This window comes from Paenibacillus mellifer (assembly GCF_023195895.1).
In the GTDB taxonomy this organism is placed as follows: domain Bacteria; phylum Bacillota; class Bacilli; order Paenibacillales; family Paenibacillaceae; genus Fontibacillus; species Fontibacillus mellifer.
This window is the reverse complement of the sequence record NZ_JALPRK010000026.1, coordinates 15,245-40,583: the sequence shown is the minus strand read 5'-3', so window position 1 is coordinate 40,583 and position 25,339 is coordinate 15,245. Positions and strand designations below refer to the sequence as shown.

Here is a 25,339-nt window from a genome sequence, read left to right as displayed (position 1 = left end):
AGGCAGCTTATCCGCCGATCGCCATAGCCGAGAAAACAATCGGCCCTACTACTCTGGCCGTGCTGTTGTTATCTTGATTTTCGACGATCAACTGATAGTTTTGTACGCCAAGCGGGGCATGTTCTACAAAATGCACACTGATGAGGCCCCAGTCATTGAAGGCATCTTCCAGTTCTACCAGACCGTAGAAGATTTCAGTGCCCGCTCTCCAGATGCGCACCAGAACATTCGGCGTGTCGGACAGCGCCTCAACCCCGATGGTCGCCTTCAGTTCGACACGGTTGGTCGCGGATGCTGGATTGGCTGGATCAATATACACAGAGACCGCCGCAATTTGCACGCCGCCGACGACCGGAATCGGAATGTTGACGCCATTCGTCACCGGGGTCACGACAGTAGAGTTGTAATCCAAAATCGTCTTTGCCATATCTTGTTCTCTCCTTTACTAGGGTATGCTCTATTCTATGTAAGGGAGATTTCAGATTCTTAGATGATTGCATCAGTAGATTTGCCTCATTTTTGCAAACAAGCACGAACATCAACCGGGCCGCCAAGCAAAACGATACATTCCGCACAGCGTTGTGGACCGGCAAGCATTTTCAGGTGACCTTGATGAGCATTCCGGTCGGAGAGGATATCGGACTCGAGGCCCTATGCACTCTCCCTGAAATGAATAAGACAAGAAGGTAAAATCCTGTTTTGCTTTCCAGAAACCACTTTACTTCAAATGTCTCATCATAATGCGAAAAATAACCTTCTTGAGTCTGATCCAATGGAAATCCAATCATTACCTCAACAAATTTACTTAAAGTGTAGTTTGTCCAACCAAACTGAGCACTGTGTTCCACTCCATGTACATAAAAAGTTGTTTGTTTATGACACCCCTGGTCAGGTCTAGGGTCCTTAGTAATAATATTAAATTCCAAGGCGACTCTATCGTTTCTGTCTTATAATATAGCCATTAAGCAATCTCCTTGTATAGGTTTACTTAAATTTGCATGGGGATAGTTAGTAAAATAATTTTAATATTACGCATTATAAATCTCCTTTTTTATATATTGGAGATTTATGGATCATAACCATTGGACGTCACGTTCTATTGTATCAAAAGTCCTTCCGAACAAATGCACTATTTACAGATTATTACTTCTGGAATGTATTATAATGAAGATATATATAGACGAGAGGACAATAGTCGGTCAATTATTAATTCACGCTTCACTAAACGAAAAGGTAGAAAAATGGTAGAAAACCAGCTATTCCAAACAAAAAAACGCGGCTCCCGAAAACCTCGGAAACCGCGTCCTGCTTGAACCTTTTAGTATGCTGGTGAAGGGATTCGAACCCCCGACCTACGCATTACGAATGCGTTGCTCTACCAGCTGAGCTACACCAGCAAGTTCGTTTTTAGCGAACAAAAATTATTATAACTCGTTTTCAAAATAATGCAAGCGTCAAAGGCTGGTAATTACAATTTCTCGCGAACGGAGCGCAACTTCTGCTCTGAAGAGCTTGCTTTGTCGCGGCGGTCGTCGATCTTGATCGACGTCGACACGCGGCCGGCGCCTGACTGGAACGGCGCTTCATGGATGGCGCGAATGGCGGAGAACACATCGTCCAACGGCCCTTCAATAATCGTGCTCATTGAGGTTAGAGTAAAGCTAATTCCCGTCTGCTTCTCCAGCACCCGATGCAACTCGGCAACATAAGCGCTTAGGCTGGTGCTTCCCGTTCCGATCGGAATGACGGTTACTTCGGCAATAGCCATATGGGGTCCCTTCTTTCCTGGTATTGGTTTGGGTATCAATCACGAGCTTGTTTTTCAACCTACCTCCATTCTACCCATCCTTGCTCTTGAAGATCAACTGGGTTATAGAGTTTGTTACAGACGGCAAACTTCTAACGGAACGTAGTACCCTTATTTACTCATTTCCCGGCTATTTCCCGCTGTAACGGAACTCGGAGACCTTATTTGCCTCATCTGACGGAGATTCGATTGTTTTTGCCTAGAATAAGATCACCTGGTTCCGTTAGAAATCGAGACAGCTGCAAAGCAGATAAATAGCGGCTTTAGATTCCGTTAGCCAACACCGTTCGTACCGGCGTAACCCCCACAACTATCCTCCTAGTTCCCCAGTCCCATTCATAAATGTTCACAATTCCCCCTCGTCCCCCACTCTCCGCATCGTTATAAGGACTGGAGATTTTCACGTCATTTTCAGGTCGTTTACATGGTAAAAATTCGGTTTACAAACACAATATCTTGGGCTATTCTTAGAACAACGCAACAAAATATAGTGTGAACGGGTGATCCGGCGGACAAGCAGCCGGACCTTAAAAGGGAAGTGCGGTGCAAATCCGCTGCGGTCCCGCCACTGTAATCGGTAGCTAGGCGCTGGAGACGAATCGGTCCATCGAATTGTCTTAAAGGCCCAGCCGTTCGACTGACATTTATGCCACTGCGGTTTGATTCTACGGCTGCGGGAAGGCGTCAGCAACGACCCGAAAGCCAGGAGACCTGCCCGTTTGGAAGACACCGACGGAAAACCTGCGAGGAACAGGGATGGTGTCCGCTTGCCGCTGAACTTTAGGGCTTAGGTTTCTATGCCCATTGCAGACGTTATGATGCAGCGCATTCGGGCATGTTCACCCTCGTCGGGTTGGACATGCTCTTTTATTATGAAGCAAAATCATAGTTTATCGGGAGGAGAACATTGTTATGGCATTGCTAAACCAGATGTATACCGGCCGGGACACCTTGCTGGATGAAGTCATTCAATTAGGCGAGGAAATCGTGCACAGCCGCAATCTCGAGGTGCTGCGCGAGAACGCCAATTTGAACGGAGAAAGCTTCTCCGGCAAGATGAGTAAGTTCGGAAGCGAGTATGCCAAATGGTACGCAAACCATTTCGTGATGCCAGCCCGCTTGGTGCAAGCCATCCAGGACAATATCGTCTACGTCCACGACCTGGACCAATACGCCATCGGCACAACCAATTGCATCTTTATCCCTTTCGATAAGCTGTTGCGCGAAGGCTTCAATACCGGGAACGGCAGCGTACGCCCGCCAACTTCCATCATGACGGCGATGGCGCTGGTGGCGATTATTTTCCAATCCCAGCAAAACTCCCAATACGGCGGCGTATCTGCGAACAAGCTGGACTTCGATCTCGCCCCGTACGTGGCCAAATCGTTCGCCAAGTATTTCCGTAAAGGGTTGGATTACTTTGAGGAAGGCGAGGCTAGCGCCGATTTGGGCGATATCACCATGAGCCGCAGCGACCTCCGGGACGAATATCCGCGAGCCTTTAAATACGCGCTAAAGGAAACCGAAAGCGAAACATTGCAGGCGGCCGAGAGCCTCGTCCATAACCTGAACACGATGTCGAGCCGGGCGGGCGGACAGATTCCGTTCACCAGTATTAACTACGGCACGTGCACCTCACCGGAAGGGCAACTGGTGATCAGTTCCCTGCTCACTGCGACCATGCGCGGGCTGGGCAGCGGGGAAACGCCGATTTTCCCGATCCAAATTTTCAAATGCAAGCAAGGTGTCAACCAGAATCCCGGGGAACCGAACTACTCCCTGTTCCTGAAAGCGGCGGAATGCTCGGCCAAACGGCTGTATCCGAATTTCGCCAACCTCGACGCCCCGCTCAACCTGATGTATTACGATCCATCAAATCCGGATACGGAATTCGCTACGATGGGCTGCCGCACCCGGGTGCTGGCCGACCGGTTTGGACGCAATCATTTGTCCGGCAAAGGTAATCTTTCCTTTAATACGCTAAACCTGGTCAAGCTAGGCTTGGAGCACGGAATCGTGCTGGGCGATCGCAAGGAGGCCGACGAGCGCGGCTTCTACCGCGAACTAACGCACTATATGGATATCGCGCTGGAAGGACTGTTGCACCGCTTCAACATCCAGGCCTCACAGAAAGCGAAGGCTTCGGACTTCATGATGCGCGAAGGTGTCTGGGAAGGCGGTGAGGCGCTGGCACCGGACGACATGGTCGGCGACCTGCTCAAGCACGGCAGCTTGTCCATCGGGTTTATCGGCTTGGCCGAGTGTATGAAGGCGATGTACGGGAAGCACCATGGTGAAGACGAAGCCGTGTATCAGAAAGCGTACGATTTGATCGCCTACATGCGCGACTATTGCGATCGCCAAAGCGAAATTCATAATCTGAACATTACCTTGTTTGCCACCCCGGCAGAGGGATTGTCCGGCAAGTTCACCAAACGCGATCGTGCGGCATACGGTCCGGTTCCTGGCGTCGTGGATCGCGAATATTACACCAATTCGTTCCATATTCCGGTCTACTATAACCTTAGCGCCGCGCGAAAAATCGAACTGGAAGCCAAATTCCACGGACTGTGCAACGCGGGAGCGATCTCCTACATCGAACTGAACGGCAATGCCCGCAGTAACCCGGCGGCGTTCCTGAAAATCGTGCAATTCGCCCTGCAGCAGCAGGTCAGCTATTTCAGCATCAACCACCCGATCGACCGCTGCTCGGCTTGCGGCTTTGAAGGGATCATTGGGGCAACCTGCCCTTCCTGCGGCAGCCATGAGAACGATGTGCATATCCGCCGCTTGCGCCGGGTGACGGGCTACCTGACCGGCGATTTCCAAACGCGATTTAATGCCGCCAAGCAAGCGGAAGTGCGCGACCGGGTCAAACACGACGTATGAATCTTTGCGGCTACTATCCCGAATCTATTAATGAAGGCGAAGGATTGCGGGCGGCGATTTTTATCAGCGGCTGCCGTCATTATTGCAAAGGCTGCTTCAGCCCGAAGACCTGGAACTTCGATTACGGCGAACCGTTTACGATGGGGCGCGAAGCTGAAATCATTCACGACGTTAAAAATAACCCTCTGCTAAGCGGTTTATCCATCCTTGGCGGGGACCCTTTCTTCTCTGCCGCTGAGGTCAGCGGGTTTATCGACCGGTTGGTTGCGGAAACGGGGCCCGTATCGATTTGGATTTACAGCGGTTATACCTACGAAGAAATCATAGAACGCTCGGGCTCCCCTGAATACGAGCTGCTGCGGCGGTGCGAGGTGCTGGTTGACGGAAGGTTCGTAGAAGAACTTCGCGACCCTTCCCTCCTCTATCGCGGGAGCTCCAACCAACGATTAATCGATATTCCGCAAAGTCTGCGGCAGGGACAGGCCGTATTATGGGAGTCAATGTTCTCTTTCTAGCACATCTAAAAGGCTAACTTTTTGAACACGAACGATAGAAGTTTCTGGTATAATTAAAAGCCTGTGACCTTCGTCACAGTTTGACAATATTCATCATGGAGCGCAAGCAGGTTGGCGCCCCCTTTTTTCACCCGTTATCTGCAATTTAAACATTCAAGATTTGCGGTAACGCCGGCATTTGCAGCAATCATCCTACTTATTTCACGAAAGCGAGGATTCATCCCATGCCCACTCTAGTGACGAAACCCAATAACCGACAACTTGCGTTTGACGGCGAGCGCCTTGGCGTCTATGCCGATCGTATTTTGCAAGGCTTACATAACCTCGATAAAGAGCGCCTGTTACGCGGCGTAAATGCCAAACTCCGTCGCGACGAAGTGAACGGAGAAGAGATCAGCAATGCCTTTACGATGTCCGCCCTGGAGCTCGTCAGCAAAGACGAGCCGGATTGGAAATTTGCGGCCGCCCGCTCCCTGCTCACTTCTCTATATAAAAAAGCGGCGGTCAACCGCCGTTACAAAGCTTACCCTGAGGAGCCGTACGGCTCGTTCCACCACCTCATCTCCGAGCTGTGCAAGCTAGGCATCTACCGCGAAGAGCTGCTCGAATGCTACACGAAAGAGCAAATCGAAGAGCTGGGCCGCACGATCGACCCTTCCTGCGATTTGCTGTTCGACTACATTGGCCTGCTGACGCTCACCGAACGTTACCTCGCCACCGACTTCGACGGACGGACGATGGAGCTGCCGCAGGAGCGCTATATGGTCATCGCGATGTACCTGATGCACAAGGAGCCGGAAGAGAAACGCCTGGAACTGGTGAAGGAAGCGTATTGGGCGATGAGCAACCTTTATATGACTGCCGCAACTCCAACCATGTCCAATGCCGGTAAGAAAGTAGCCGGTCAGCTCTCCAGTTGCTTCATCGATACGGTAGACGACTCTCTCGAGGGCATCTTCGACTCCAACACCGACGTAGCTCGTCTGAGCAAAATGGGCGGCGGTATCGGCGTCTACCTCGGCAAAGTCCGCGCCCGCGGCTCCGATATCCGCGGCCACAAGAACACCAGCTCCGGCGTCATCCCTTGGATCCGCCAGCTGAACAACACCGCCGTCAGCGTCGATCAACTCGGAACACGGAAAGGCGCAATCGCGGTTTATCTGGACGTTTTTCACAAGGATATTCTCGCCTTCCTCGACCTGAAGCTGAACAACGGCGACGAGCGGATGCGTGCGCATGACGTCTTCCACGGCGTTTGTCTGCCCGACCTGTTCATGGAGGCGGTGGAAACCCGCGGCGAATGGAATCTGTTCTGCCCGCATGAAGTGAAGAAAACGATGGGCTGGAAGGATGAGAATGGACGTCCGCTAGGCCTGGAAGACTTCTATGATGAGGAATTCGGGAAAGGCAGCTTCCGTGAAAAATATGCCGAAGCCGTCGCCCACCCTACGCTTTCGCGTATCACGATGCCGGCGATCGATATCATGAAGCGAATTTTGAAATCGCAGTTGGAGACCGGTACGCCTTACATGTTCTATCGCGATACGGTAAACCGCGCCAACCCGAACCGCGCGCACGGGATGGTTTACTCGTCCAACCTGTGCACGGAAATCATGCAAAACCAATCACCGACAGTTGTCGAACAAGAGGAACTGGTAACGAAAGACGGACAAACCCGCATCGTTGTCTCCAAAATCCCAGGCGACTTCGTCGTTTGCAACTTGAACTCGATTCACTTGGCCCGCGCAGTACCGGCTGGCGTGCTAGAGCGACTGGTGCCGATCCAGACGCGGATGCTGGACAACGTGATCGACATCAACAATATCGAAGTGCTGCAGGCCCAATACACAAATAGCCAATATCGCGCGATCGGGCTGGGCACGTTTGGCTTGCACCATCTGCTTGCGCTCGAAGGCATCCGTTGGGAATCCAAGGAGGCCGTGGAATACAACGACGCGCTCTATGAGAAAATCAACTACCTGCTGGTCAAGTCCAGCATGGAGCTCGCCATCGAAAAAGGGAAATATCCGAAGTTTGCCGGTTCCGACTGGGAAACGGGGCATTACTTCGAAGCCCGAAACTACACGGACGGCACACGCGAAGGCAAATACGTGACGACCGAACAATGGCGTGAGCTGCAGAAGGAAGTCCGCGAGAACGGCGTCCGTAACGCCTGGATGTTCGCGATCGCGCCAAACGGATCGACTTCGATCATCGCCGGCTCCACCGCCAGCATCGATCCATTGTACGAGTTGCTCTCCTATGAGGAGAAGACGACCTACAAGATCGCCAACCCGGCACCGGATCTGTCCGAAAAAACGATCTGGTACTACAAGACGGCGTTCCTCATCGATCAACACTGGTCGATCGACATGGCCGGCGCTCGCCAGCGCCACGTCGACCAAGGGCAAAGCTTCAACCTGTACGTGCGGCCGGACATCAAAGCCACCGAATTCCTGGAACTGCACCTGCACGCCTGGAAGGCCGGGCTGAAGTCGACGTATTATGTGCGCAGCCGGGCGTTGACGATTGAGGAGTGCGAATCGTGCGCATCATGATCTCAACCCTCCCCACCCCTCCCTTACCGTAAGGGAGGGCGCCCGAGGGCCCGCTGCCCTCTGGTCTCCCGCAAACTGGGGGAACGTGGGAGGAACTGAGGCGCTCCTGCACGCTCTCCCCTGCGGGGACACGCTTGGGTTGGCTCGTGGAACGCTTTTCCCCCTTCGGGTACGTCTTACTTTTGGTGCCCCCGGGTCACCTGGTAAACCGTGCTGCTCATGACTGCTGCTTTCGGCGCACCCGAAGGAGGTGGGCGGGATGAGCCGCTTCTCGCCCTTCGGGCCCGCTCTACTTCAGGCGCTCCTGCGGGGCGGGGATTGCGACTTTGGCGGTAAACGGTGCTGCAGCGTGCGTAACCCTCGTTGTCCCCTTCGGGGATGCACTTACTTTAAAGAATTATGAGTGGCAGGGGCGTCCAAAATGCCACTGCGTGTGGAGAGGCGCCATCCCCTGCGGGGATGCGCTCGCGTTTGAACATATATCCATGCGGGGAATGGGCCAGAGGGTTCAATGAGCTAAAGACACAGATCTTTAGCTCATTGAACCGAGGTGAAATGATTCTAAAGAAGCGGAGCGTTCGCCTTGGCGAGTGGATTTCTACAACTTCTGAATCTAGTTCAATCCGAGAAATCCGCGAGCAACAGCGATCGTAAGAACATTTCAGCCGACGGCCCCCTCCCACATGACCCACTACAAATCAAGGAGCGAAACCCCATGCAACTTCAAACGATATTCAACACCGAAGCCCCCAACAAATCGACGCGGATTATCGGCGGCGAATGCTCGGGCATCCTGAACTGGAACGACATCCGCATGCCGCATATGTACAAGCTTTACAAGGTGCTGCTGCTCAACCACTGGATCGCGGACGAGATCCCAATGGCCAAAGACGCGCAGCAATTCGCCCTGCTCAACTCGGAAGAGCAGCGCACCTTCAAGATCAACATCTCCCTGCTAGCGGTGCTCGATTCGATGCAAACGATGTTCGTCGGCGACGTGAAACGTTACTTCACCGACTCGTCGCTGGAGGCGATTTCGGCGATCATCGGGCAGCAGGAAGTAGTTCATAACCAGTCCTACTCCTATGTGCTGTCTTCGATCGTATCGGAGCAGGAACAGAAAGAGATTTTTGAATACTGGAAGCACGACCCGGTGCTGCTGGACCGCAACAAGTTCATCTCTGACATTTATCAGAACTTCCGTAATAACGCGACGCCGCAGACCTTTTTTGAAGCGCTGGTTGCCGACCTTATTCTTGAGGGGATTTTCTTCTATAGTACATTCGCCTTCTTCTACAACCTGGCGCGCGATCAGAAAATGATGGGCACAAGCCAAATGATTTCGTATATCCAGCGGGACGAGAATCAACATTGCTACTTCTTCGCCGAAGTTTTTAAGCAGCTACTGGTCGACTATCCGGAGCTGAACACGAAGGAGAATATCGACTACACGTACCGCACGATCAATCGGGCGGTGGAGCTGGAAACGAATTGGGCGCACTATACGCTGAAGGATGTGCAAGGCATCGACTTGAACGAATTGTCCGATTACATCAAATATATCGCCAACAAACGATTGACGTTGATGGGACTGGACAAAGCGTACCAAGGCGTTGATATCAACTGCATGCCATGGATCAAGCCGTTCTCCGACGAGGCGCTGAACGCGACGAAAACGGACTTTTTCGAGGCGAAATCTCGTAACTACGGCAAGGTTGGCGACGACAACGGGTTTGACGACCTGTAAGGACGACGCTATAAAATAAGGCGGCTCTTCCGCATGTTGCGGAAGGGCATTTTTTTCGTAATAAAAGTTTGTCCCCTTTAACTTCAGTTTAAAAAAACGGGATATGCTAAGATCAACTACCAAATTGGCCCAGCGCCTGAACTTTCGGAAGGACGTTTGTATTTATGGACTTACTGATTACCGTAATTATGCTTCTCATCTGCCTTGTGGCCTCCAACATCATTAGCCACTATATCCCGTTAATTCCTACTGCGCTGACGCAAATCGCTCTTGGGATCCTTATCGCCCTGGCCTTTAACGGGTTCTCACTGGAACTCGAAACGGAATGGTTTTTGCTGCTGTTCGTTGCGCCTTTGTTGTACAACGATGGCAGGTATTTCCCCCGCGACCAACTCTGGAATATGCGCGGGGCGATTCTGGGGAACGCGATCATTCTGGTGGTGTTAACTACATTGGGTGGTGGTTACCTGATTCATGCGGTGATTCCCGACATCCCGCTCGTCGCGGCATTCGCACTGGCTGCGATCCTGTCCCCTACCGATCCGGTGGCTGTCAACGGGATTGCCAAGCGAATTCATCTCCCCGAGAAGGTGCTCAATCTCGTCCGGGGGGAATCGCTGATCAACGACGCATCGGGCTTGGTTGCCTTTAACTACGCGGTTGCTGCGGTTGTTACGGGTTATTTTTCACTGCGGGAAGCCGTGTTTGACTTCTCTTATATGTTCGTAACCGGAGCATTATTGGGACTGGTGCTCAGCTTAATCATGACTTGGATCCGGTTCTCCTTGCTCAAACAAGGGATCAAGGATGCCACGTTGCATTCCCTGCTGCAAATTCTGACGCCATTCCTGATCTTTATCATTACGGAGGATATCCTGCATGCATCCGGGGTTATTGCCGTTGTTGTGGGCGGTATTGTGCATTCCTTGCTGCGGGAGCGGACGGAAACGATGTTGGCGGAGGAACAGGTTTTAACAGAAAATATCTGGTCTACGGTGCTGTTCATCCTAAACGGGATTGTCTTCCTGTTGCTGGGGTTGAACATCCCATCGTCGATGCAAGCTACCGTCGATAATCCGAACATTAACAATGTGCTGGCGATCGGATACGTGCTGGTCGTTGGGGTCGGCATATTGGGGATTCGCTTTATTTGGTCGCATCTCTTTGCCATGTATGAACACCGGAAGGCCAAAGGGGATAACATTGAAAAACCTACGTTGAAATCCAGCCTGCTGCTGACCCTGACCGGGGTCCGCGGGGCCGTCACCATGGCCGGGGTATTGTCGATTCCTTATGTGGTCGCCAGCGGCGGTCCTTTTCCAGAGCGGTCGTTGATTTTGTTCTTGGCGGCAGGCGTTATCTTGTTTACGTTGATTGTGGCCACGATTTTCTTGCCGATGCTGAGCAAGGGGGGCGTGCCCGGCGAGGAGGACGACGTGTTCCTCGACATGAATGAGGCCCGAACTCGCGTACTGCGGGTTGCGCTGAACAAGATCAAGGAGGAAATGAACGACGACAACAAAACAGCGTCCTACCAGCTCATGGACGAATATAGCCGGCTGCTTCAGCCGGCCTTGGATCAGTGGGGAGCTCAGCGTCCCGATCGACCGGCCATGTTGGGCAAAATCACCGAGCTGCACCGGATCGCACTGAAAGTGGAACGCGGCTATATCCAACAGGTGATGGCAGACGGAGGCATGGACAAAGAGATGTTCGAGGCCTTCGAGAAGGCGCTGGAGCTTCGGGAAGAGAAGCTGTCGCAAAGCGGCCGTGCCCGTTTCTTCTTCCTGGTCGGCAGTACGGTGCGGGACTTCCGTCGTGCGAAACGCAAATACAAAGAGTTCGCTATGAAAACCGAAGGAAGGACCATCCAAATCCACGCGCTGCAAGCCGCACTTGAGTATTTGCAAGGGCTGAAGAAAGGGAACGAGACGGATAACCTTGTCCAATTCGTCATCCTGGATTACAAGCGTGCGATTGCTCGGTTGAAAGGCGCCGCGGATCCATTCAGCGAGAAGACGGAAGCGCAGAAGGAAGAGCTGCGGCTGCTGGTCATGGACGCCGAACGTGCGGAAATCAGCCGCATGTTCGAGAATGGCGACATTAGCCGGGAACAAGCCCGGGAGTTGCGGCGAACGATCAACCAAATCGAAAGCCTCACCCTCTACGAGCACGAGGAATAGCGACGATAATAGAGACGGCGGTGCCGCGCGAGCGTAACGGAACGTAGAGCGCTTATTTGGCGAGAAACGGGCAGCACAGAAATCTAACGGAACCAGAAGACGCTATTGGGACAATTCGGCCTGAGATCAGGCAAGAAACATCCAAATAGCGTCTTTCCGTTCCGTTAGATTGGGAATCTGGCGTTTTTCGCCGAAATAAGGTCTGCTCGTTCCGTTACGCGAGCGTTCCAGCGTTGAGCGCGCCAACGCGCAGCTCCGCCCACGGGAGCGCCAAGCCGCCGGGATGCCGCAGGCGGACCGTCCGGCTCTCGCCGGGCAGCAGGTCAAAGTAGTTGTCGCTGAAGCGGACCCCGCCCAGCGGCAGCTCCAGCTTGACCAGCCGGGCAACACCCCGGCCGGAGGCCGTGACCGTGACGGTCTGCGCCGCTTCATCAACCCGCACGTCCAGCTCAGCGACAGGCAAGCGGATCTCCTTCGAGTCGCGCAGATAGTACCGATTCGCGGGCGCAGCGAATCCGGTGGCGCTCAGCTCTACCACCACCTCCTCCGGTGCTAAACCCGCCAGCGCCTCCGCCTCTTCTAGGCTTCCGAGCGACAGCGCCGTTTGCGGCGGCACTTTCACCGCAAATGTAGTCCGCCGCCCCGCGCCTGCTCCAGCCCCCGACCCCCCCGCCAGATCGCCGCCCTGGACCAAGGGATGAACCGTTAACGTCACGGTTCCCTCCAACTCCTCCAACGTGTCGTTCACAACCCACACGCGCAGCGGCTCTCCCGACTCATGCTCCAGTGACAGGAGCACGGGGTGAAAGAAGGTCTTGCCATAATAATACGAAGCCTTCGGCAGCAACTCGTAATCGATCATCGACCAGCTCGTCCCCGGCCAGCTGTCGTTCAACTGCCACACCAGCGCACCGCTGTTGCGATGACGGTGGCGACGGAAATGCTCGATTCCGTACTTCAGCCCTTCAGCCTGGGTCAGCATGGAGAAGTTCATATATTCCTCAACGTCCTGTGGAATCCCCGTGAAGCCTTCCATCAACAAAATCCCTTTGCGGTGGTTCGTATCCTTGTTCCGGTATGCCATCTCGGCACTCCCCCAGGTAAACTTCCCTTCGGGAATGTTCTTCTCCAACGTATATCGATTCGCCGAAGCATGCATGCCGAACTCGCTGCTAAGCAGGGCGAGGTCCTGCTTATAATTCTTGAACGTCACCCCTTCGATACTATAATCGAGCCGCGGCTTCTCACCCTGCATACGCGGGTATACCGACCCGTGCCACACTTGCCAATTATGGCGGTCCCCCTGATTCGGATCATTGACGTCATACCCGTCCTGTGCGCCATATGGCGACGAAGGCCAATATGGACGGTGCGGATCGAGTTCGGCCAGCAGTCCGGGGATCAGCTCATGATAGATCGTCTCTCCGAAAAAAGCTCCAGTAATGTCACCCGCCGCCGACTTCATGTCAACCAGCCAGTCGATCTCATTGTTGCCGCACCAAAGCGCAAGCGAGGCGCGGTTCCGCAGCCGCTTGACGTTATCGATGATTTCCTGCTGCACATTGTCCATGAAGTCGCGGTTGAAGTCCGGAAATAGCGCATTGGCAAAAGCGAAGTCTTGCCACACCAGCACTCCGCGGCGGTCGCATTCCTCGTAAAAAATCTCTTTCTCATAAATGCCGCCCGCCCATACGCGCAGCATGTTCATCTGCCCTTCCACGGCCAGTTCGACTAGTCCGTGGTACGTGGAATCCGGAATCGATCCAATCAGATGATCCGCCGGGATCCAGTTGGCACCTTTGGCATAAACCTTAATGCCATTAAGGATAAAGGCAAACGATGGGCTGCCGTCGGGATTTTGCCGCGATAATTCCAGTGTCCGAATCCCAAAAGACTGCTCATATCGGTCTACCTCTTCCCCACCGACGAGCAGCGTCACCTCTAGCGTGTACAGGTAAGGATCGCCCAAATCATGCGTCCACCAACGCCGCGGTAGGGCGATCCGCAGTTCGGCCGACGCCGCTCCCTTCGTGCGAATAGCACTCGGAAAGGCTTGCCTCCGCGCTGCCTGCCCACCTAGAGACCCCGCATCCCCGTTCAGGACGGGAAGCGTCGCGGACGCCACCTCGACTCCATCCGCAGCAAGCAGCCTCGCGACGGCCACTGCCGCTGTCCCAGCACGGTACGCCTCCGCTTCGACGTTCACCCGGATGACCGCCTCCTCCACTGACGCGGATAACGTTGCGGCATATACGCCGGTCAGCTTCGATAGCTTGCGACGCTCCAATCGAACCGGGCCCCAAATGCCGGTCGTCACGATTCGCGGCCCCCAGTCCCAACCAAAGTTCATCGCCGCCTTGCGGATCCAGGGACGCTCCTTCGTATAGGAGGACCATTCGAACTGCTCTTTGTCTCGGTGATGCAAATATAGTGGATCGAATCGAACCGCCAGCGTATTTCGGCCTTCTCGGACGATCCGCGTGATGTCGAACATATAGCAACGGAACATGTTGGATGCCAAGCCGATCTCATGTCCGTTGACATAAACGGCCGCAAACGTGTCCAGCCCTTCGAACGTGAGTTCAATCCGCTCTTCTTCCCCCGGCACATCATCCAGCTCAAATGTCGTGCGGTACCACCATTCCTTCCGCTCGATCCACCGGCACTTCGCATCGTTATGCCCGAAATACGGGGGTTCGATGATCCCGCGTTCCAGCAGCGCCGAATGCACGTCGCCCGGCACGACCGCTTCGATCCAGAAGCGGTCGTCCAGTCCGGGCGCGGCCAGCTCCAGGGGTGGTTTCTCCCCGACCTCAACATGCTGCAGCTTCCATGGTCCCGATAAAATCATGAATCGTCCCTCTTTCCCCGATGGTGGTATAAGGTAGCTGATTTATCTCTCGCCCGCGGTTACGCCTGCTGGATCGTAACCGAGCGCCTCTTCGCGAAATTCGCTGGGCGTCTTCCCCGTATGCTTCTTAAACAGCCGGCTAAAGTATTTCACGTCTTCATACCCCGTCATTCCGGCGATTTCGCTCACCTTGGCCGGGGATACGACTAGCAGCTCCATCGCCCGGCGCATCCGCAGAGCGGTGACATAATCGCCGAAGGTGCTGCCGGTCTCTTTCTTGAACAGCTCGCTAAGATGCCCGGGATGCAGGTGCACATAAGCCGCGATCTGCTGCAGGCTTAGCTCCCCCGCGGGGCAGGACTCCATAAATGCCTTGGCCCGCTGCACATGGGAAGCCTGCCCTTCGCCGAGCTGACTGTGATACAAGGTCATCACGGCATGGAGATGCCGGAACAGCTCCTCTTTCAGCTTGCCCCCTTCGACCTGCTGCTGCAGCCACGGCTCGAAGCGCGCTTCTCCTTCTTTCCCTAAAGCCCGGAGCGTTCGCTCCAGCCAGCGATGTGCGGCGACCGCCGCCGACTGCAGACAGGCCTGATACGATTCCGGCGTACATTCCGAGTCCGCGACCAGCTCGTCGGCCAACCGATGGGTCCAAGCCCGCAGGGCCATAGGATCCTGCTCCAACAGGATCGCGCCAAGCCCATTCTCCTCCTCTTGCGACAACACCGTTCTCCCGCCTTTGCGATCGGCGATTTCCCGGTAATCCAACAGTTTCGAACCGTTCAGCAGATCATGGTAAGCAAAGGCGGCGGTCGCCGTCACATAACTTTGATAGACCTGATTCGGATCGTCCACGGCAATGCCAGCCGCCAGGCGCAGCCGGCAGTTCAGCAGGTTTTCGATCCGTTCAAGCACTCCCTTATACCGCCCGCCCCACGTATACGCCTCTTCCTTGTCAGGGCCGGTCACGCAGACGATTTGACCCTGGTGGATCAATACCGCCGCTCCCGGCAGCAAGTCCTCCAGCATATTTTGCACAGCAAATCGCAGCAGCGAATCAGCATCGTCCTCTTGGCCCCAGCCATCCGCGGATAAGATCAAAACCTGCCGGACCCGTGGTCCGCCGGATGCTTCCGCACCCTGATTCTCGTGAGTGGCATTTACCGAAACTGCTCCCGCATCGCCTTCAATCACCCACTTAACCAGGTGCCGCCGCCGTTCTTCCCGAGCCTGCCGCTGTGCGCGGGAGTCCTCGGCCCGGCGCTCCAGCAGCCGCTGCTTGGCCTGAAGCACGGTTCGGATGATTTCCTCCGGTTTGCTTGTTTTCAGCAGATAGTCGCCAACCCCCTGGCGAATCGCCTGCTGGGTATAGGCAAAATCCCCGTAGCCCGACAAAATGATGACCTCCAGCCCCGGCAGCAGTGCGGCCGCTTCCTCCGCCAGCTCCAAGCCGGTCTTCCCGTTCATTCGGATATCGGTGATCAAGATATCCGGCCGCTCCGCCCCCAGCCGCTGAAGCGCCTCTTCCGCGGATGCGGCCGGCGGAAGCAGATTCAGCCCGAGCTCGCTCCAGGAAATGACACTGGCTAGACCGGTCCGGATGATGACCTCATCATCCACAATTAATACGTTCATGGCGATCCCTCCATGATCGGAATAGAGAATGAAACCTGCGTACCTTCGCCTTCGCGGCTATCTACGGAAAGGACGGCTTCACGTCCGTAATGCAAGAGCAGCCGTTCGTTTACGTTACGAAGCCCGTATCCGGCATCGAACTTCGCTGCGGCAGCTGCCGTGGCTGCCGTCTCCGCCAACACTATTCCCGGCATTACCGTCTGTATGTGCGTATTCTCTGCCCGTTCAGCTGCCGGCAGCGACAGCGCCTGACGGACTTCTTCCAAACGTGCGGCGCTCATCCCCAACCCGTCATCCATGACCATCACATTCATGCGTTTCCCCTCCGCCTGGATCAGGATGGTGATCGTTCCGATGCCTTCGCGTTTTTGAACCCCATGGATTAGAGCATTCTCCACCAAAGGCTGCAGCAGCAGCTTCAGCATCCACTTGTCCGCCAGCCCCTCATCCACGATGTACTCCACGGCGAATTTATCGGGAAAACGAATCGATTGGACGCGCACATAGTTACGGATATGTGCTACCTCCTGCTCAACCGGGCAGTAATCCCGGCCTTGATTAAGGCTAATCCGCAAGAAGTCGCTTAACCCCTCAACCATATCGGCGATTCTCCGCTCCCCCGACATCAGAGCGATCCAATGGATCGAAGATAAGGTATTGTACAGAAAGTGCGGGTTGATCTGAGCCTGCAATGCCCGCAGATCGGCCTCCTTCTTGCGCGCCTCCCCGCGGATGACCTCCCGCTTCAATCGTTCGATATGAGCACCGAGCATATTGTAGCTCTGTCCCAGGCGGCCGATCTCATCGTCCGTGGTCACCGGAAAACGCGGCAAAGGCCGCTCCGGATCGATCCGCGACAAATGGCGGGTCAATACGCGCAGCGGCCGGGTGATCCGGCGCACTGTAAACCAAATGAGCAGCGTGCACGCCAGCACGGACACACCAACCACCATAACGGTTAACGTCAAGATGTAGCGGTTCTCTGCTTGGTATTGGTCGTAGGGGACGCTGCCCACCAGCATCCAGCCGGTCAACGGCTCGCGGCGGTACAGCACTGTCGATTTGGCGTCCTCCTCGCCATAGATGACGCTCCCGCTCTCGTACACGCGGCTGCTGCGCGGTTCGACCCCGTCGTCCGCCGCCGCGACTCCGCCCGGGATCAACGCGAACAGACCGGGCGCAAAAACATCCAACGGCTGGCCCAGCCTGGACTTATCAGCGGAGGAGAGAATCGTACCGTCCGCCCCAACTAATTCGACCTTGCCCATCCCTTGGCCGAACTCCGGCGATTCCAGGTTATGGGCCAGCTCCCGTTCATCCAAGCTGATCGCTAGCCAACCCAATCGGCGAAAATCATAGATGCTGCGAATCGGCCGGAACAAGGTCATGACCTGCTCCATCCCGGCATAATCGCGAATGGCGTACACGCCGGACCATGTTTTCACCCCCCCGGCAATCGCCTCCGCCGCCGCAGATGGGAGCTCATTTTCATACCATGTGGCCGTGGATAAGCGTCCGTCAAACCGTTCGGGATAGATGGCGATATTGGCGATATAAGGCTTGGAGGCTGCCAGATTCGTCATTCTCCCTACTAACTCGGTCCGCTTAGTCTCATTGTCCTCCGGGCCAGTCAGATAGGTCTGCAAATCTCGTTCCCCAATCAGGAAGATCGACAACGTTTCGATATCCTCCAGCATAAAGCGCAGGTTGGCATCCATTTGCTTCAGCATATCGCTGCCGGTCAGCTTCGTTTTCTCCTCGGTAATGTTGGATGAGATCATAAAGGCGAATAACCCCAAAGCCAACATCGGCACGATCATGGATGCTGCGACCACCACCGACAACCTGCGCTGAAGCGAAGTAGCCAGCCATTTATGCATGTTGCGCTCCCCCTTTGCTCCGGTGTAGGATATTCCTCCCTTATCCTTTCACCGCGCCGGCCGTCATCCCCTTCATCATTTGTTCCTGAAACAGCAAATAGAGGACGATCGTCGGAATCACCGACAACGTCATGCCCGCCAGCGACAAGCCGTAGTCCGTCTGGTAACCGTCGGCGAAGTTAGCGATGGCCAGCGGCAGCGTCTTGAGCGCCGTCTTGTTGATAAACACGAGGGCGAAGGAGAAGTCATTCCAGGAATGCAGGAAGCTCAGAATGGTCACCGTGGCTAAGGCCGGAACCGACATTGGCAACATGATGCGGAAGAATAACCCCCACAAGCCGGTGCCATCGATAAAAGCCGCTTCCTCCAGCTCGCGGGGCACACTCGTCAGGTACGCCGTCAGCACGAATACCGCCGTAGGCAGCGCAAATGCGGTGTAAGGCAGAATCAGCGCCCAATACGTGTTCAGCAGCGACATCTGCTTCATGAGAATAAACAGCGGAACCAGGGTGCTATGAATCGGGATCAGCATCCCGATCACGAAGAAGGTCAAGACGCCGCCTTTCCAGCGGAACTGGAAGCGGGCCAGGATAAACGAAGTCAGCGAGGCAATGAACAAGGTTAGCACAAGCGAGCCGAGAGCCACAATAAGCGAATTCCCGAATGCGGTGCCAAGCCGCGAGCTCTCCCAAGCCCGTGTGAAGTTGTCGCCCTGCCACACCTGCGGCAGCCCAAAGGGACGGGCGTAGAAATCTGCGTTCGTCTTAAACGCGCTGATCACCAGCCAGAAGAACGGGTACAGGGTCACCACCCCATAGAGCGTCAGCAGGCCCCAAAACAAAAGCCGGCCCGTTTTGCCCAGCACCCGCCCGCCGCCGCCAGTCCCCGCGTTTCTCGCCGATAGAGGGGTTGTTGGATTCATGTTCATGTTCATGTTCAATGGGTACCTCCTTTCATCTTAAGCGGCGTCCTTCTTCCGATTGGTCAGCCACTGGCTGGTGCCAATTAACAGCAGACTGATGATCATGATGCTGGTGGAAATCGCGCTCCCGAACCCATAACGATAGGTCGAGAAGGTCGAATTGTACATATACGTCGCCAGCAGCTCGGTCGCATGCGCCGGGCCGCCCTTCGTCATGATGTAGACCAGGTCGAAGGACTTGAGACTTCCCGATATGCACAGGACAACCGCCACTTGTACCGTATTCTTAATCATCGGCAGCGAGATCGTCAGCAGCTTGCGAACGCCGGAGACGCCGTCGATCTTAGCCGCGTCATGGATTTCACCTGGGATGTTCTGGAGCGCAGACATGAAGATGATTAGGTAAAGTCCGACATAACTCCAAATCAGCGGCGGGAGAAGCGAATAAATGGCGATATTGCCGTCCGACAACCACTCCAGCTTCCAGCTGGATAGACCCAGCGCGTCCAGCAGAAAGTTCAGGATACCGATCTGCGGATGATAAATGTACTGCCAGATCATCCCGATCACCACCGTGGACAAGACCATCGGAAGAAAAACCGCCGAGCGAAGGAAGCGCTGCAGCAGGTTGCTTTTGTGCAACAACACCGCCAAGGCGAGGGCCAGCGGAATTTGCCCGAACACCGAAGCCAGCACGAACACGACGTTATTTTTCAGCGCCCGCCAAAACACCGGATCACATAAAATTTCCGCATAGTTGCTTAGGCCGGTATATTTCGCTTCGCCGATGCCCGACCAGTTGAAGAAACCGTAATACGCCGACCAGATCACCGGTACGAAAACAAACAACGAGTAAATCACCAGCGCGGGCAGCAGACCGGTGATGATAAAGCTCTTGCTGCGTAAGGCGTTCATGCTCTCTCACATCCTTTAAAGGGAAAAATAATCCCCCTCCCCTGAGGGGAAGGGGAAACACTCTACTAATTCGAAGCCACAGCCGCGGCTTGTGCGTCCTGAATCTTGCGAGCGATATCCTCCGGTTTGCCGCCCATGAGCAACTCCTGCAGCCCGTTGTTCACCACTTCTACGGTCGCCGAGCCCAGCTTGGAGTCGTAAACGGGTACGATTTTGACACGTTGGATCAGATCATACAGTTCCACGAACAGCGGATGCGCTTTGCTCTTGTCGAGCTCGATGTTGTAGCTGACCAGGGTACTGCTGTCCAAAGTGGCCTTCTGCCCATCGGGGCCTGCCATCGCGTAGAACAACTTCATCGCCGCTTCCTTCCGGGCACCGGTCAGCTTCTTGCTGACGCCCAGGCCCGTACCGACGACACCTGCGGTCGTATCTGCGACTCCTTTGCCGCCATCAATCGCAGGGACGATCGTGATATGCGTGTTGTCCAGCACTTCCGGCGGTGCATTGTTGACCAGGTTAGCCAGCGCCCAGCCGCCGTTAACGACCATCGCGGCATTCCCCTGGAAGTACAACTGCATCATCTGCGTTTCGTCGAGGCTATTGAAGCCATCCTGAAACGCCTTGATGTCGCCAAGCTTCTGGAACTTGGTCAACGCCTCGACAAATTCAGGATCTGTAAACTTGGCCCCATCTTGCTCAACGGCCTTCAGGAACCACTCCGTGCCGGTCACCCGGTCGCCCACGGTGCTAAAAAACGTCGATTGTGCCACCCAGTTTGCTTTATTGCCCAGCGCGATCGGGATCACACCGTTGTCATTAAATGTTTTTATCGCAGCCTCTAGTTCTTCCCAGGTTTCCGGTACCTTCACGTTATGTTTCTTGAACAAGGCATCGTTGTAGTAAATAAAAGAGCTCGGCGCCAGGTTCATCGGCACGGAGTAGATTTTACCGTCTACCGTGTAACCGTCCAGCGCATTCGGAATGAAGTTGTTCTTCCAATCCGGATTGGCATCCAATTCATCGTTGATCGGCTGCAGCAGATCGCCTTTGACGAATTCCTTCGTCATCGCGTCCGGCCACATCACGAACAAATCGGGCATTTCATCTGCCGCGGCCACCGTCCGCAGCCGGGTCTTCAGCCCGTCCGTTGGCAACCCCTCATCAACAACTTCGATCTCGGGATGAGCCGTCCGGAAATCCTCGATCATTTTCCGCATCGCCACCGCTTTGGCATCTTGGCCTGTCCAGTTATGCCAGATCGAGATACTCACTTTCTCTCCGCCGTTATCCCCGCTGCCAGAAGCTTCATTCCTTCCGCCGCAGCCGGCGAGCAATAACGCCAACATGGCGGCGCTGCACAATAGTGATATCCATTTTTTCATCGTGTTTGATTCCCCCCTTGCTTTGATTAAACTCATTGTAATGTTAGCGCTCTCAAAACATAAGGAGACGAATCGCGGCACCAGGGGTGAAAAATATCGGTTTGGAACTTAGACAACAGGTTCTATTCTGCTTCTAAAGCACACAATATTGCCGTCCGGATCGCGAAAATGCATTGACCTGGCTCCCCAGGGATACGTAGTAGGAGGCGCCACGAATTCAACGTCCAATGCTTTCAACCTCTCATATTCCGCATCGACGTCCTCAACATTAAAACCTAGAGTGAAGTTCCCCGATCCCCAGTAGGTGGAGAAATCAAATCCCATATCCGTTTCCGCCGCCCGCCGCGAGTAAATCGCAAGTCCGGTGCCCTCGGTCTTCACTTCCACATGAATCTCGTCCCCCACTGCTGTCGCTTGCAGGACTGTTTCATAGAAACGGGTCATCGCCACCACCTGTTCCGTCAAAATCGCGACATCTACAAATTTCATCCTCATCTCTCCTTGCGCGCCAGAATCATAAACCGATGCTCCCGACTGGATACATATCCAGTTTGTTCTACCCTGTTCTGCAATTCGCATAATTTCTCAAAGCAAAGTTCCACGGAGAAACCGGCAAACTCCCATTCAATGATTTTTGCGTAATAGACCCGTGCGCCGACATCTCGAAACTTCAACTTGGGAAAAACCTCCTGCTGCACCTCGACGTTAAACCCCGCTTCGAGGATGTCTCGAACCGTGTGGGCCAGATCGAACCCAATCGGCGTCTCCATCGCTCCGTCACCAAGGAGATCACGTGACAATCCCCGATTGTTCTGCCCTCCGACCTGTTGTGTGATAAACACCCCGCCCGGCTTCAAGATTCGATAGACCTTCTTAGCCGAAAACGATTCATGTCGATTGATCACCAAGCTGAATAATCCATCCTCATACGGCAGTTGGTCATCCTCCTCCACCTTAGACACTTCAATCCCATAAGCCGGCAGCTTGGCCAGGCACAACTCGTAGTTAGATGGGTACGCTTCCGTCGCATAGGTGCGGCCGGGCGGCGGCGACAAGGACAGCAGAAACTCGCCTCCGCCGGTTCCCATATCCAGCATCACCGTCTCTGGATTCATTTGTTGCTGGATCAGGGCCCGATAGTCCCAAGGCAGCCCCTCTTCCTCCAACCTACCGTTCAGCTCGGAGAAGTCCCAGCCCTGAAAAACCTTGGTCTCCTCCGCTTCCCACCGCTTTTTTAGTTCGCTTCGATCCACGACCTTCGCTCCCCCTTGTCCTAGTTACGTGCGACAATTTCTTGCAGCGCCTTCTCCAGCGTATCGTAACGGAAGGGGAATCCCGCCCGTTGCAGCCGCTCCGGCAACACCCAGCGACTCTTCAGCACCAACTCGGTCTCCGTCCGAATCAGGCGAGCGCCCAGCTCCAGCAGCCAACGCGGCGCGGGCAGTCCGATGGGAACGCCCATTGCCCGGCGCAGACCAGCCATCAGCTCCCGGTTCGTGACCGGATGTGGGGCGGAGGCGTTAAACACGCCGTCGAGCTCGGGATGCTCCTGCAAGAACCTAACGATTCGGAACAGGTCCTCCATGTGAATCCAGCTGAACTGCTGACGGCCGGACCCTTGGGCTCCGCCCAGTCCGAAGCGAACCAGATTGCGCAAGGGGCCCATCACCCCGCCGTCGTCCAACACGATCGCAATACGCAGCGCGACCCGCCTTGTCGCCGGGAGATCAAAGGCGAAGAATGCCTCCTCCCATGCTTTGGCGACATCAACCGAAAAACCCGAGCCCACTTCTCCGCTTTTCTCCGTCATTGGACGATCCTCCGCATGCCGGTAAATCGTCGCCGTGCTGGAGTTGATCCATAACGCCGGCGGACGCTGGCAGGCCAGGATGCTCTCCCCAAGCTGACGCGTTGTTTCCGTCCGGGACTCCAGAATAAGCCGCCGGTTCTCAGGGGTGTAGCGGCAATTCACCGATCTACCGGCCAAGTTAATCAGCAAATCGGCGCCTTCCAAAGCCTGTACGATGGAACTTTGGTCCTCCCAAGGGATATGGGGAGCTTGTCTGGAAATGACCTTAACCTCGGCTCCCAATTCTCCGAACCTCTGCGCAAACGCCTGTCCCACAAACCCTGTGCCCCCAGCCAATACCACTTTCGGCATGCGATCCGCTCCTTTACCCTGACTTTTTGTTTCATTATACCATGCCGATACGGGGGATTTTTCCAATGAAGTTGTTGCTTGCCAGGCGTGGTTAGGCGATAATTCTCCTAAGCAAATTTAAAGTTAATGTTGAGTTTATAGACATTGAAGTGAGGAGGATGACAGTGGACAAGTTCGGCATGTACGCCAAATTCACAGCCAAACCCGGGGTACGCGACCAGCTGGTCGGCATCTTGCTGGAAGCCGCCGCCGGGGCCGAGTCGGATCCGGGATGCGAGCTTTATGTGGTGAACGTTTCGGAGACTGAGCCCGATACCGTATGGGTTACGGAGGTTTGGAGCAACGCAGAAGCTCATGAAGCTTCGCTGCAAGATGACACCACGCGAGCGATGATTCAGCGCGCGATGCCGCTGAACGCCGGTGTGGAATCCATCCCAATCCGTCCGGTTGGCGGGAAGGGAATCAAGTAGCCGCGCGCATACGAGTGAGATGCAAAAGTGCAGTTCTTTTTCGCCAATTCAGTTCGATTCGGGCGATCAGATGCAAAAGTGCAGGCTAAATTCGACAAATCGCCTCTTCATCTGGATTCGTCCCCGAATCAAATGCACTTTTGCAGTTCAGTCGTGAAATACGAGGGTTTAGCGAAATATCACCTGCACTTTTACAGTTGGCTGGCTAGGAAGCGAAGGCCGCTGAACGCAAAAAAGGGGTCGTCCCCAAAGGTAGTAGATCAGTTCGCGGAAATGTTGCATTTCGTGCAGGATTTGGATGTGAAACGGGCCTGTGGAGGTGAAATGTTGCATTTCCTGCAACATTTCCACCCCCAAATTGTCCTGCAGGGCCGGAATGTAGCATTTTGTGCAGCATTTTAGGGAGTATGCGAACGAATCGGCTGAAATTGTTGCACAAAATGCAACATTCTTGCCGGTATCCTGGCCGATTCCCTTTTGGGACAGCCCCATAAAGGCCCTGTTTCGATATGGAACAGGGCCTTTCGTTGTTTAAGCTTGCAGTTCTTTCACGATGCCGCGTACCGCGTCAACCAGCGAAGTTGCCGGCCGGCCCAGCAATGCTTCCAGGTCGCCGCTCGGAACGTCCAGCGCCCCTTCGCGGATTGAGCGCTGGATGGAAACGATGAACGGAACCACCGGTTCCGGCACGCCCGCACCGCGCATGACCTCTGCGTAAGCAGCATCGTCGACGTGCTGAACAGGAACCTCGCGGCCCAGGGCCTCGCCAATGATCCGAGCCAGCTCGGCATGCGTGATCGGCGTGCCCGACAGCTCATAGATCTTGTTTTCATGTCCGTTGCCGGTCAGCACAGCGGCCGCCGCTTGCGCATAGTCCTCACGTGTAGCCCAGCCGACTTTGCCTTCTCCGGCGGAGGTCACGAGCGGCGCTTCGGCTAGAATGCCCTGGATCGTACCGGTTTCGTTCTCAATATACCAGTTGTTGCGCAGGAACACATAAGGAATTCCCGTCTTCGCGATCGCTTCCTCTGTCGCTTTGTGAACAGGCGCCAGCTCCAGTGAATTATGGGCAGCATTTACCACGCTCGTATAAGCGATGAGCTGAACCCCCGCCCGTTGCGCCGCCGCAACGGCCGCCAAGTGCTGGCGGATGCGCGTGTCGTTATCGCCTTGCGTCGATACGATCAAGAGTCGCTCCACGCCGGCAAATGCCGGTTCCAGTGAAGCGGGATCCTCGAAATCCCCTTGGCGTACGTCTACGCCCCGCGCGCCAAGCGCGCGGGCCTTCTCCGGTTCGCGTACGCTCACTGCCAACTGCTCTGCCGGCACCTTAGCCAGCAGCGCCTCAACCACCTTGGCGCCGAGCTGACCCGTTGCCCCTGTCACCAATATCTTCATCCTAGAATCCTCCTTATCGATTG

Annotated in this window: 18 protein-coding genes, 1 tRNA gene, 1 pseudogene and 1 riboswitch; of the genes and pseudogenes, 7 read left to right on the top strand and 13 right to left on the bottom strand. The window is 54.9% G+C overall.

Translation table 11 applies throughout. The features are described 5' to 3' along the window. Positions 1-7 precede the first annotated feature (7 nt). A complete protein-coding gene (locus M0651_RS20660) occupies positions 8-427 on the bottom strand; it encodes a hypothetical protein (protein ID WP_248553615.1) in 420 nt (139 codons plus the stop codon). Positions 428-534: 107 nt separating this feature from the next. Between M0651_RS20660 and M0651_RS20655 the strand changes: the two are divergent. After that, a pseudogene (locus M0651_RS20655) lies at positions 535-648 on the top strand (cupin domain-containing protein); the annotation flags it as partial. 676 nt (positions 649-1,324) lie between these two features. Here M0651_RS20655 and M0651_RS20650 read toward each other — a convergent pair. Together M0651_RS20650 and M0651_RS20645 are read right to left on the bottom strand one after the other, a co-directional pair. Then, positions 1,325-1,397: transfer RNA gene (locus M0651_RS20650), tRNA-Thr, on the bottom strand. Between the two features lie 71 nt (positions 1,398-1,468). Then, positions 1,469-1,768: an MTH1187 family thiamine-binding protein gene (locus M0651_RS20645; protein WP_248553614.1), complete on the bottom strand. Its 300-nt coding sequence runs from the start codon at positions 1,766-1,768 to the stop codon at positions 1,469-1,471. A 520-nt stretch (positions 1,769-2,288) separates the two neighbouring features. Continuing rightward, a riboswitch (cobalamin riboswitch) is annotated at positions 2,289-2,540 on the top strand. A gap of 179 nt (positions 2,541-2,719) precedes the next feature. Between M0651_RS20645 and M0651_RS20640 the strand changes: the two genes are divergently transcribed. The 5 genes from M0651_RS20640 to M0651_RS20620 all read left to right on the top strand — a co-directional run bounded on the left by M0651_RS20640 (position 2,720) and on the right by M0651_RS20620 (position 11,699). Next, positions 2,720-4,696: an anaerobic ribonucleoside triphosphate reductase gene (locus M0651_RS20640; protein ID WP_248553613.1), complete on the top strand. Its 1,977-nt coding sequence runs from the start codon at positions 2,720-2,722 to the stop codon at positions 4,694-4,696. Next, positions 4,693-5,211 carry an anaerobic ribonucleoside-triphosphate reductase activating protein gene (gene nrdG, locus M0651_RS20635; protein ID WP_248553612.1) on the top strand — a complete coding sequence of 173 codons (519 nt, stop codon included), beginning with the start codon at positions 4,693-4,695 and terminating at the stop codon, positions 5,209-5,211. Before M0651_RS20640 ends, nrdG begins: the two co-directional genes overlap by 4 nt. Positions 5,212-5,435: 224 nt before the next feature. Further along, positions 5,436-7,769, top strand: coding sequence for a ribonucleoside-diphosphate reductase subunit alpha (locus M0651_RS20630; protein WP_248553611.1), 2,334 nt, complete (start codon positions 5,436-5,438; stop codon positions 7,767-7,769). Positions 7,770-8,484: 715 nt separating this feature from the next. Continuing rightward, positions 8,485-9,516, top strand: a complete 1,032-nt coding sequence (locus M0651_RS20625) for a ribonucleotide-diphosphate reductase subunit beta (RefSeq protein WP_248553610.1) — start codon at positions 8,485-8,487, stop codon at positions 9,514-9,516. 164 nt (positions 9,517-9,680) lie between these two features. Next, on the top strand, positions 9,681-11,699 hold the full coding sequence (locus M0651_RS20620) for a Na+/H+ antiporter (protein ID WP_248553609.1): 2,019 nt from the start codon (positions 9,681-9,683) through the stop codon (positions 11,697-11,699). A gap of 214 nt (positions 11,700-11,913) precedes the next feature. Here M0651_RS20620 and M0651_RS20615 read toward each other — a convergent pair whose 3' ends face one another. From M0651_RS20615 to M0651_RS20575, 9 genes are all read right to left on the bottom strand, one after another. Then, positions 11,914-14,550 carry a beta-mannosidase gene (locus M0651_RS20615; protein ID WP_248553608.1) on the bottom strand — a complete coding sequence of 879 codons (2,637 nt, stop codon included), beginning with the start codon at positions 14,548-14,550 and terminating at the stop codon, positions 11,914-11,916. Positions 14,551-14,592: 42 nt separating this feature from the next. Continuing rightward, a complete protein-coding gene (locus M0651_RS20610) occupies positions 14,593-16,185 on the bottom strand; it encodes a response regulator transcription factor (protein ID WP_248553607.1) in 1,593 nt (530 codons plus the stop codon). Then, the gene (locus tag M0651_RS20605; RefSeq protein ID WP_248553606.1) at positions 16,182-18,065 is read right to left on the bottom strand and encodes a cache domain-containing sensor histidine kinase; all 1,884 of its coding nucleotides are present in this window, start codon (positions 18,063-18,065) and stop codon (positions 16,182-16,184) included. Before M0651_RS20605 ends, M0651_RS20610 begins: the two co-directional genes overlap by 4 nt. Before the next feature lie 40 nt (positions 18,066-18,105). Beyond that, positions 18,106-18,999 (bottom strand): carbohydrate ABC transporter permease, encoded by an 894-nt coding sequence (locus tag M0651_RS20600; RefSeq protein WP_248553605.1) that lies wholly within the window; start codon positions 18,997-18,999, stop codon positions 18,106-18,108. A gap of 24 nt (positions 19,000-19,023) precedes the next feature. Continuing rightward, positions 19,024-19,902 carry a carbohydrate ABC transporter permease gene (locus M0651_RS20595; RefSeq protein WP_248553604.1) on the bottom strand — a complete coding sequence of 293 codons (879 nt, stop codon included), beginning with the start codon at positions 19,900-19,902 and terminating at the stop codon, positions 19,024-19,026. 65 nt (positions 19,903-19,967) lie between these two features. Beyond that, the gene (locus tag M0651_RS20590; protein WP_248553603.1) at positions 19,968-21,287 is read right to left on the bottom strand and encodes an extracellular solute-binding protein; all 1,320 of its coding nucleotides are present in this window, start codon (positions 21,285-21,287) and stop codon (positions 19,968-19,970) included. 108 nt (positions 21,288-21,395) lie between these two features. Further along, on the bottom strand, positions 21,396-21,776 hold the full coding sequence (locus M0651_RS20585) for a VOC family protein (RefSeq protein WP_248553602.1): 381 nt from the start codon (positions 21,774-21,776) through the stop codon (positions 21,396-21,398). Positions 21,777-21,778: 2 nt separating this feature from the next. Further along, on the bottom strand, positions 21,779-22,540 hold the full coding sequence (locus tag M0651_RS20580) for a class I SAM-dependent methyltransferase (RefSeq protein ID WP_248553601.1): 762 nt from the start codon (positions 22,538-22,540) through the stop codon (positions 21,779-21,781). A 20-nt stretch (positions 22,541-22,560) separates the two neighbouring features. After that, positions 22,561-23,448 (bottom strand): TIGR01777 family oxidoreductase, encoded by an 888-nt coding sequence (locus M0651_RS20575; protein ID WP_248553600.1) that lies wholly within the window; start codon positions 23,446-23,448, stop codon positions 22,561-22,563. Positions 23,449-23,606: 158 nt separating this feature from the next. On the opposite strand from M0651_RS20575, the gene M0651_RS20570 reads away from it, so the two are divergent. Further along, the gene (locus M0651_RS20570) at positions 23,607-23,918 is read left to right on the top strand and encodes a putative quinol monooxygenase (RefSeq protein WP_282578027.1); all 312 of its coding nucleotides are present in this window, start codon (positions 23,607-23,609) and stop codon (positions 23,916-23,918) included. Positions 23,919-24,449: 531 nt separating this feature from the next. Here M0651_RS20570 and M0651_RS20565 read toward each other — a convergent pair. Further along, positions 24,450-25,316 (bottom strand): SDR family oxidoreductase, encoded by an 867-nt coding sequence (locus M0651_RS20565; protein WP_248553599.1) that lies wholly within the window; start codon positions 25,314-25,316, stop codon positions 24,450-24,452. Positions 25,317-25,339: the final 23 nt, after the last annotated feature.